Annotated in this window: 8 protein-coding genes and 1 pseudogene; 3 read left to right on the top strand and 6 right to left on the bottom strand. The window is 46.5% G+C overall.

Annotated elements, in window-relative coordinates:
• Nucleotides 1-250: 250 nt before the first annotated feature.
• Together exbD and exbB are read right to left on the bottom strand one after the other, a co-directional pair.
• A complete protein-coding gene (gene exbD / locus Q0546_RS04030; RefSeq protein WP_298790760.1) occupies nt 251-628 on the bottom strand; it encodes a TonB system transport protein ExbD in 378 nt (125 codons plus the stop codon).
• Nucleotides 621-1,049 (bottom strand): TonB-system energizer ExbB, encoded by a 429-nt coding sequence (gene exbB, locus Q0546_RS04025; protein ID WP_002950017.1) that lies wholly within the window; start codon nt 1,047-1,049, stop codon nt 621-623. Before exbB ends, exbD begins: the two co-directional genes overlap by 8 nt.
• 216 nt (nt 1,050-1,265) lie before the next feature.
• On the opposite strand from exbB, the gene Q0546_RS04020 reads away from it, so the two are divergent.
• Nucleotides 1,266-3,263 carry a TonB-dependent receptor gene (locus Q0546_RS04020; RefSeq protein WP_298790758.1) on the top strand — a complete coding sequence of 666 codons (1,998 nt, stop codon included), beginning with the start codon at nt 1,266-1,268 and terminating at the stop codon, nt 3,261-3,263.
• 384 nt (nt 3,264-3,647) lie between these two features.
• Here Q0546_RS04020 and Q0546_RS04015 read toward each other — a convergent pair whose 3' ends face one another.
• The 4 genes from Q0546_RS04015 to prfB are packed head-to-tail and all read right to left on the bottom strand — an operon-like array spanning nt 3,648 to nt 7,035.
• On the bottom strand, nt 3,648-4,256 hold the full coding sequence (locus Q0546_RS04015; protein ID WP_297936511.1) for a tetratricopeptide repeat protein: 609 nt from the start codon (nt 4,254-4,256) through the stop codon (nt 3,648-3,650).
• A 21-nt stretch (nt 4,257-4,277) separates the two neighbouring features.
• Nucleotides 4,278-5,621 (bottom strand): FAD-dependent oxidoreductase, encoded by a 1,344-nt coding sequence (locus Q0546_RS04010; RefSeq protein ID WP_298790756.1) that lies wholly within the window; start codon nt 5,619-5,621, stop codon nt 4,278-4,280.
• A complete protein-coding gene (locus Q0546_RS04005; protein WP_298790755.1) occupies nt 5,618-5,923 on the bottom strand; it encodes a type II secretion system protein in 306 nt (101 codons plus the stop codon). Before Q0546_RS04005 ends, Q0546_RS04010 begins: the two co-directional genes overlap by 4 nt.
• A gap of 11 nt (nt 5,924-5,934) precedes the next feature.
• Complete coding sequence (gene prfB, locus Q0546_RS04000; RefSeq protein WP_298790753.1) at nt 5,935-7,035, bottom strand: peptide chain release factor 2; 1,101 nt, start codon at nt 7,033-7,035, stop codon at nt 5,935-5,937.
• 107 nt (nt 7,036-7,142) lie between these two features.
• Here prfB and panC point away from each other — a divergent pair, with 107 nt between their 5' ends.
• Both panC and Q0546_RS03990 read left to right on the top strand, forming a co-directional pair.
• Nucleotides 7,143-7,964, top strand: coding sequence for a pantoate--beta-alanine ligase (gene panC / locus Q0546_RS03995; RefSeq protein WP_298790751.1), 822 nt, complete (start codon nt 7,143-7,145; stop codon nt 7,962-7,964).
• Between the two features lies 1 nt (nt 7,965).
• Nucleotides 7,966-8,355, top strand: a pseudogene (locus Q0546_RS03990) (30S ribosomal protein S12 methylthiotransferase RimO); the annotation flags it as partial.

The following is an 8,355-nucleotide window of genomic DNA, read 5'->3' as shown; positions in this document are numbered from 1 at the left end:
CGGTTTTGGCGGTTTTGGCGGCGTGACGACGGGTTCTGGCGGAGGCGGCGCAGGCGGTGCCGGAGGCGGCGGGGCCGGTGGGGTAGGTGCCGGCGGGAGCGGAGCTGCTGGCGGCGTAAAGGTATTTAGCGCTATCTTGACGCTTTTTTCTTCCGGCATCGGTTTTAGTTCTTCGTAAAATTTGATAAAAGATCCGATGAGGATAGAGTGCAACAGGATAGAAACGCCAAGCCCCGTAAAGCTGGCGCGTCTATTCAGTTGTTGTCGTGATAGCGAAGTTTTCATGATTTTTTTCTTTTAGTATGTCGATAACCTTGATAAACGAGTCGAATTTACTCTCTTTATCGCTTTTGAGTTCTATTAACGTTTCGTTTTTTATCTCGTTTAGCTTTTCTTTTAAATTTCCCTCGGCGATTTTCTCTTCGCCTATAAAAAATTCATTATCTTTATTAATTAAAACGGCGATTTTATCGTTTTCGTCTTGCTTTTTTTCCGCGCTCTCGCTGTTTGGCAGGTCGATTTTGATATTGCCTTGAGCGATAAAGGTAGAGATGCTAAGCACGATAGCTAGCAAAACGAGCATAATATCTATGAGTGGGATTACGTTTAATCCCTCTTTTTTAGGCATTCTCACGTGAAGCCTTGTAGCGGTTTACTAAAACGTCCACTTTTCTCATAAATGCGTTGTAAATCATTAGCGTCGGTATCGCGACGATGAGTCCTAGTGCGGTTGCTTTTAGCGCGAGAGACAGGCCGACCATGATGCTTTTAGTGTCGATGCCGCCGCTCATACCCATGTCGTAAAAGGTCACCATGATGCCTGCGACCGTACCCAAAAGCCCGATATACGGCGCATTTGAATAAACTATATAAAGCGTTGTTAAATTTCTAGTTACGCTCTCTTCAAAGTCGTCTTGATTCTTGTAGTTTTCAAATTTAACGTTTGCGTAAAAGATCAAGCGCTCTATCGTAAGCCACACTACCGTAAAACTCATAAGCCCTAAAATACCGATGATAACGTAATCGACGTTGTGTTTGAGAAATTCCATTTAATGCCTTCTTATAAAATTTGCGCGGCAATTATATCAGATTATGGTATTTATTGTCAATAACGAATAGGCAAGTAATATTTTAGATAAATTTATCTAAAATTTAGTCTTAGGATTGTAGTATTCGTTTTCAAAATTTAAGCAGATTAAAGAAAACAAAATTTAAATGTTTTTCTAAATCGGCGCAAATTTTCGTAAATTTAAAGAGGAGAAAAAATGAGTTTTAACAATGTTGCGAAAATCTCTTTCGTAGCGGCTCTGGCTATCGGCGCAAATGCCGCCGAGAACGTAACGCTAAGCGGCGTAGAGGTAAGCAGCACTAGCGGCGGCTACGGCGTAGACGACGTAAAAATAAGCACGAGAAACGCAGGCATACTAAAAGACGTTATGCGCGATATCCCGGGCGTTTACGTGGGCGGTACGAACGGCATGAATCAAAAAATCTACATGAGAGGCGTGAGCGACCGCGGCCTAAACATCACGATCGACGGCGCGAAGCAAAACGGAAATACCTTTCACCACAACGCAGACCTACTAATCGACCCTGATCTGATCAAAGCCATCGACGTTGAGGTCGGCTCGCGCTCTGTGGTAAACGGCGCCGGAGCTCTGGGCGGTTCGGTAGCCTTTAGGACGGTGGACGCTAGAGATCTGCTAGAAGAGGGCGAAATCATCGGCGCTAAAATCAAAACGGGCTACGCCTCAAACAACGATGAATTTTCGCAAGGACTCATGGTTTTTACCGCGCCCGTCGAGGGACTTGACTTTTTAGCCGCGATAAATCACAAAGGTTACGACTACGGTAAAAGCGGCAATGGCAAGAAAATCGGCGGCGACGGCAACGACCTTAGCTATCTTTTTAAGCTCGGATATAGCTTTTTAGATGCGCACAGGATATCGCTCTCTCACGAACACAACCACTACAAGGGACTTTATCCTTTAAGAGCAGAATTTGGTAGTTGGCATACAAATGATGACTACCGCAAATACGAGCGCGACACGACGACGTTAAAGTACGAATTTACGCCGAGCGAACTGCTAAATCTAGACGTAACTGCGTATCATACGAAGCATCAGAGGATCGACGGTAGCAAATGGGGCGTAAAAACTAGAGGCCTAAGCGCGAAAGCAAAAACCGCGATAGAGACGGGCGACGTGACGCAGACGCTAAGATACGGCGCGGAGTACTACCACAGCGAAAACTTTAATAAACCGCAAAACAACCGCCCCGAAAAAGTAAACAACTACTCGTTTTACTTAGAGGATGCGATCAAATTTGCAGGCCTAACCGTGACTCCTGGCATCAGATACGAGCGCCACGAGCTAAAGACCTATAACGGCACCGGCGCAAATATCGGCGGCTACAAATACAAATTTGACGAATTTACACCCGCTCTCGCGCTTGATTACGAGTTTATGAAAGGGCTTGGGGTATTTGCTAGCTATGCTAAGGTGTTTAGAGGGCCGGACGTTATGGAGTCCATGCTAGCTAGCGGCTCTAGCAGAGGTACGGCGCTGGGATACAGAGCAAACCCTGATCTAAAGGCCACTACGGGCGATAGCTACGAGATCGGCGGACGCTACAAGGGCGAGTTTAGCGAAACGGGACACGTTAGCTTTGTAGCTAAATACTTTAAAACCAAATACAAAAATCTAATCGTAGATAATAACGCAGCAGGCGGGCGTATAAATCCGGTGCTTTATAGGATCAACGCAGGCGGCGCGGATATCGACGGCGTCGAGCTTTTGGCGAGGTTAAACCTTGACGCGCTAAGCCTGGGTGCCAGCTATACTCATCAAAAAGTAAGATATAAAGACCGTGTGAGAAACGGTAGCGGCGGCTACTACACGTCAAATATCATCGGCTACCGCGACCAGGGCGACAAATACACCTTTAACGCCGAGTATTCGATAAATGCTATCGATACGCTTGTGGGTTATAATCTTATTTATTTTGCCTCGAAAGACACCACGAGTGCCGGCAACGACGCTGCTGTACATATCCCGAGCTACGCCGTGAGCGACATCTATCTCACTTATGCGCCAAGCGGCGGTAAATTTAAAGGTCTTGAGATAAACGCGGGCGTTTATAACGTATTTAACAAAGCCTACGTCTCGCAGTCTCAAAGAATAGCCGAATATACGGGCGATGCGAACGCGATCGACTGGGAGCCGGGCAGAAACTTTAAGGTTAACGTCTCTTATAAATTTTAATTTTTATTCTAAACTTACGCTTCCGGGGGCTTAAATTTGAGCCCCTCTTTTTCTATCTTTTATAAAATTTACTCAAATTTGGCGTTGTTTGTTTTTGCTATTTGCAGGGAAAATCCGCTCAAATTTAACCTGTTTTTTGGCGGAGCGAATAAAATTTGGCTATGGAACGTCAAAAATAAAACCTAAATTTTAGCTGTTAAATTTGCGAGTGTTAGGCATCAAATTTGACGGATGGTTTTTGGTTTTTATATTTTTAAGATGTGGGTTTTGGGAGGTAAATTTTGAGGCAAATTTGAAGTTAAATTTGCTACGGTCAAATTTAAAAAGGCGAGCCGAATTTGACTCGCCGTAGTAAATTTAACACCGAATTTAAATGCGTTAAATTTAGCGCTTTCTGCCCATTCTTTTTAGATTGTCGCATGCAGACGTGTCGCCGCTAAAGCACGCCGAGCGGTAGATGCTTCTAGCTTTTGACTCGTCCTGCGCTACGCCTAGGCCGTGCTCGTAAAGTACGGCCGTGTTCGTGCAGCACGGTACGTCGCCTAGTTTGCAGCCTCTATCGTAGGCCGACATGGCGTTTGCGTAGTCCGGTTCTTTGCCGTCGATTGCCGAGCGATAAAACTCGCCTAAGTAGTAGCAAGAGTACGCCCCGCCGTTCGTGCATGAGGCGCTATAGATTTCAAGTGCTTTGTTTGCGTCTTTGCTTACGCCAAGGCCGGTTTGGTACATGTTGGCGAGGTTTGTGCAGGCGGCTTGATAGTTGTTTTTGCACGCTCTTTCATAGTATTTTAGAGCGGTTTTGTGATCTTGTAAATTTTGATAGCTGATGGCAAGATCGTTGCACGCGGAGTAGTTGCCGCTTTCGCATTTTGGCTTTAGAACTTCGATGGCGCGTTTGTTAAAATCGTAGTCGGGGTTGTCGTTGGGTCCGCCGCTTGAAGCTGCGCATCCCACGAATAAAAGCCCGATAAAAGCAAGAAGCAAATTCCTCATTTTTTATCCTTTCCGTCGTTTTTAAAATTGTCCAAAGAGGTCATTTAGTGCTTCGCTGATACTAGGGTGGGTGAAAATCTGATTTTTAAAGAAATTAGCACCTGCGCCTAGAGCCATTGCGATGGCGATTTCGTTGATAAGCTCGTTTGCGTAAACGCAGTGAAATGCTGCGCCCAAAATTTTGCCACTTTTTGCCTCCACGATCGCTTTTAAAAATCCTGTTTCGTTGCCGACTACCTTTGCGCCGGGGACTGCGGCTAGCGCTAGTTTTAGGACTTTAAAGTCCAAATTTTGCGCCGCGGCCAGTTTCTCGTTTAGTCCGATGCTAGCTAGCGGAGTCTCGGTAAAAAGCGCGTTGGCGTGAGGCGAGCGGTTTAGCGTGCTGCGTTTGCCGGCGCCAAAAAGCTTGTCAAAGACGATGCGAAAATCATCTAGGCTCGTGTACGTGAAAAGCTCGCCGCCGCGAACGTCGCCTACTGCATAGATATGCGGCTGGGCGGTTTGCAAAAACTCGTTTACCGACACGTTTCCTTTGGTGTCCGTTTGTACGCCGGCTGCGCTTAAATTTAGCTCCGCAGTCGCCGCTACTCGTCCGGTCGCTAGTAAAAACGCGTCCGCTTCAAGGCATTTTGTTTCGCCGTTTTGGGTAAAAATCAGCACGCAATCTTTTAAATTTTTAACTTCGCAGCCTTCTAAAATCTCGACGCCTTGCGTTTGTAGTAGCGCCTTTACGCTCTCTTTTACGTCCTCGTCCTCGTTTTTTAGTACGCCCGAGCGAGCTACGATAGTAACTTTTGAGCCAAACTCGGCAAACATCGAGGCAAACTCCAGCCCTATGTATCCGCCGCCCACGACCGCTAGGTGTTTTGGAAGCGTTTTTAGATTTAAAATCCCCGTGCTGTCGTAAGCTAAATTTGAACTAACCTCAAAGCTAGGTTTTTCATTAATCGAGCCCGTATTTATAACGATGGTTTGCGCGGCAAGCAGGCTTTTTGAGCCGTCTATCGCCGTGACTTCGACACTATTTTTATCTATAAATTTAGCCGTGCCGTTTATCACGTCGATGTTTACATTATCATCAAGCATCGCGAAATTTTTGGCTCTAAGTGCGGAAACGAGAGCGTCTTTTTTCTCGATACTTAGCGTGAAGTATTCGCCCGCAACGTTGTTATTTACGTATTGCGCTTCTTTGCTCAAATTTACTAGCTTTTTAGTCGGGATGCAGCCGACGTTTATGCATGTTCCGCCGTACATCTGCGCCGATTTTTCGATCACGGCGACCTTTTTGCCTAAATTTGCGGCTTTTACGGCGAGGGTTTTACCTGCTTTGCCAAAGCCGATGACGATGATATCGTAGTTTTTCATATGTTTTTTCCTAGTATGTAGTGAGTATTTTCATTTACTCTTTTTATGCTTATTTTGTTCTTTTCAGCCCAGTTTTCGATCACGTTTAGCGCACCTGGCATTTTGCCCGCGTTTTTTATCTTAAACACGTCCTCGCTGCCGCTCATCGCGACGAAGCCGCCGAGCGGTTTTAGATGGTCGTTTAGCGTGATAATACTGCTTAAATTTAACCCGTCGCAGTTGTTTAGGATGCGCTTAACTTGCGCGGTGGTTGCGTCGTTTTCGTTATAGCCTAGTTGGTTTAAGAGAGCTGAAATTTCCATATTTTTCCTTTCTAGTTTATGCTTTTTTGACTTACTAAAACGCCCTCGATGAGCTTTTTTATATCGCCGTCTAGTATCGCGTCGGTTTGGCTATACGCCTCGCCGCTGCGGTTGTCTTTGACCTGCTGATACGGGAAAAGCACGTAGGAGCGGATCTGATGGCCCCAGCCGATCTCGCTTTTTTCGATACTACCGGCGGCTTCTTGCTGCTTCATTAACTCTAGCTCATACAGTCGCGATTTTAGCATTTTCATCGCGGTGGCCTTATTTTTGTGCTGGCTGCGGTCGTTTTGACACTGCACGACGATGCCGGTAGGCGCATGAGTGATGCGCACCGCGGACTCGGTTTTATTTACGTGCTGACCGCCTGCTCCGCCCGCACGGTAGGTGTCGATTTTTAGATCTTTTTCGTCGATTTCTATTTCGATGTCGTCGTCAATCTCTGGGCTTACCATCACGCTAGTAAAGCTCGTGTGACGGCGTCCCGCGCTATCAAACGGGCTGGTTCGCACTAGGCGGTGGATGCCGTTTTCGGCCTTTAGATAGCCGTAAGCGTTTACGCCTTTAACGATAAAACTCACGTCTTTTAGTCCGGCTTCTTCGCCCTCTTGGAAGTCCAGGGTTTCTACCTTAAAGCCCTCTCTTTCGCAAAAGCGCAGATACATGCGGTATAGCATACTCGCCCAGTCGTTACTCTCCGTGCCGCCCGCACCCGGATGGATGGTGACGATGGCGTTTTTGCCGTCGTCCTCGCCGCTAAGTAGCATAGAAATCTCTAAATTTACAATCTTATCCTCTAGCTCGTCCGCCTCTGCAAAGAGCGAATTTATCGTCTCTTCGTCGTTTTCAGAGTTTGCCAGTTCATATAGATCCTTTGCGTCGTCTACGGCACTTTTGGCATTTAGGAAGTTATTTAAGATGTTTGAAATTTTAGTTTTTTCCTTGCCGATTGCGCTTGCTTTTGCGATGTCTTGCCAGAAATTTTGATCGTTCTCCATCTCCTCGATCTCTTTTAGGCGAGCTTTGATACTCTCAGGCTTTACGACGCCAGCGATATTTTCTACTTTTGTGTTTAGGGTTTTTAGGAGTTCCGTGTATTCGTAATTATCCAAAATTTAAGACCTTTTTTGTGCTTTTTGGCGTGATTATAACATATTTGTAAGAGTAAAGATAAAATTTGCTATAATCGCGCGTTAAAATTAAACACAAAGAAGAGAAAATGCAAATTTTAAGAACAGCAGAACAGCTGCGAGATTTTGTCGCGGCAAATCCCGAAAATATCGGCTTCGTACCTACGATGGGCGCGCTTCACGATGGGCACGCTAGCCTCATAAAAAGATGCGTAGCAGAAAACAAAACCGCGATCGTTTCGACCTTCGTAAACCCGACTCAGTTTTTAGCCGGCGAGGACTTTGAGAGCTACCCGAAAAACGAGCAAAACGACGCTAAAATTTGCGAGGAGCTGGGCGTGCACGCGATGTTTGCACCTGAGGCTAGGGAGCTATATTTTGATACCGAGCCGCTAATCAGCGCGCCTGAAAATTTAGCAAGCGTGCTTGAGGGCAAGACTCGCCCCGGGCACTTTGACGGCGTGCTTCGCGTGCTAAACAAGCTATTTAATCTAACAAACGCAAAGCGCGTCTATATGGGCAAAAAGGACGCGCAGCAGCTGCTCATCGTGCGTAATTTCGTAAAGACCTGTTTTTTAAATTTAGAGATCGTGCCTTGCGAGATCGTTCGCGCGCGAGACGGACTGGCGCTTAGCTCGCGAAACGCCTACCTAGACGAGGGGCAAAAGCTAGAGGCGCTTAAGCTTTCACATTCGCTTAAAAAAGCTTCAAATTTGATCGCGGCCGGCGAGCTAAACGCGCAAACGATAAAAGGCGAGATGCTGCAAACCCTAGAGCCGCTAAACGTCGACTACGTCGCGATCGTCGATAGAAATTTAAACGAAATCTCGCTAATAGAGCCAAGCAACACCATCATCCTAGTCGCCGCGTATGTCGGCAAAACGCGTCTGATCGACAATCTGTGGGTATAAGATGGGTAAGCTTCACTTAGTATCCTTAGGCTGTAACAAAAATCTGGTGGATTCTGAAATCATGCTCGGACGCCTCTCAAACTACGAGATCACGCCCGACGTCGCCTCTGCCGACGTCATCATCGTAAATACCTGCGGCTTTATAAACTCGGCAAAAGAAGAAAGCATCCGCGCGATCCTAGATATGCACGAAGCGCGTAAAAAAAGCTCTTTGCTCGTGGTTACGGGCTGTCTGATGCAGCGTTACCGCGAGGAGCTGATGAAGGAGCTGCCCGAGGTTGATCTATTCACCGGCGTCGGAGACTACGACAAGATCGATGAAATCATCCTAAAAAAGCAAAATTTATTTAGCCCGGATACCTACCTGCAAGCAAGCGAAGAGCGCGTGATA

The organism is uncultured Campylobacter sp., assembly GCF_937997465.1.
In the GTDB taxonomy this organism is placed as follows: domain Bacteria; phylum Campylobacterota; class Campylobacteria; order Campylobacterales; family Campylobacteraceae; genus Campylobacter_A.
This window is presented reverse-complemented; position numbering and strand designations above follow the sequence as displayed.

What these genes read in the sequence shown, in the direction of transcription:
- exbD (WP_298790760.1), bottom strand. Translation starts at nt 628, where the DNA reads ATGCCTAAAAAAGAGGGATTAAACGTAATCCCACTCATAGATATTATG.
- exbB (WP_002950017.1), bottom strand. Translation starts at nt 1,049, where the DNA reads ATGGAATTTCTCAAACACAACGTCGATTACGTTATCATCGGTATTTTA.
- Q0546_RS04020 (WP_298790758.1), top strand. Translation starts at nt 1,266, where the DNA reads ATGAGTTTTAACAATGTTGCGAAAATCTCTTTCGTAGCGGCTCTGGCT.
- Q0546_RS04015 (WP_297936511.1), bottom strand. Translation starts at nt 4,256, where the DNA reads ATGAGGAATTTGCTTCTTGCTTTTATCGGGCTTTTATTCGTGGGATGC.
- Q0546_RS04010 (WP_298790756.1), bottom strand. Translation starts at nt 5,621, where the DNA reads ATGAAAAACTACGATATCATCGTCATCGGCTTTGGCAAAGCAGGTAAA.
- Q0546_RS04005 (WP_298790755.1), bottom strand. Translation starts at nt 5,923, where the DNA reads ATGGAAATTTCAGCTCTCTTAAACCAACTAGGCTATAACGAAAACGAC.
- panC (WP_298790751.1), top strand. Translation starts at nt 7,143, where the DNA reads ATGCAAATTTTAAGAACAGCAGAACAGCTGCGAGATTTTGTCGCGGCA.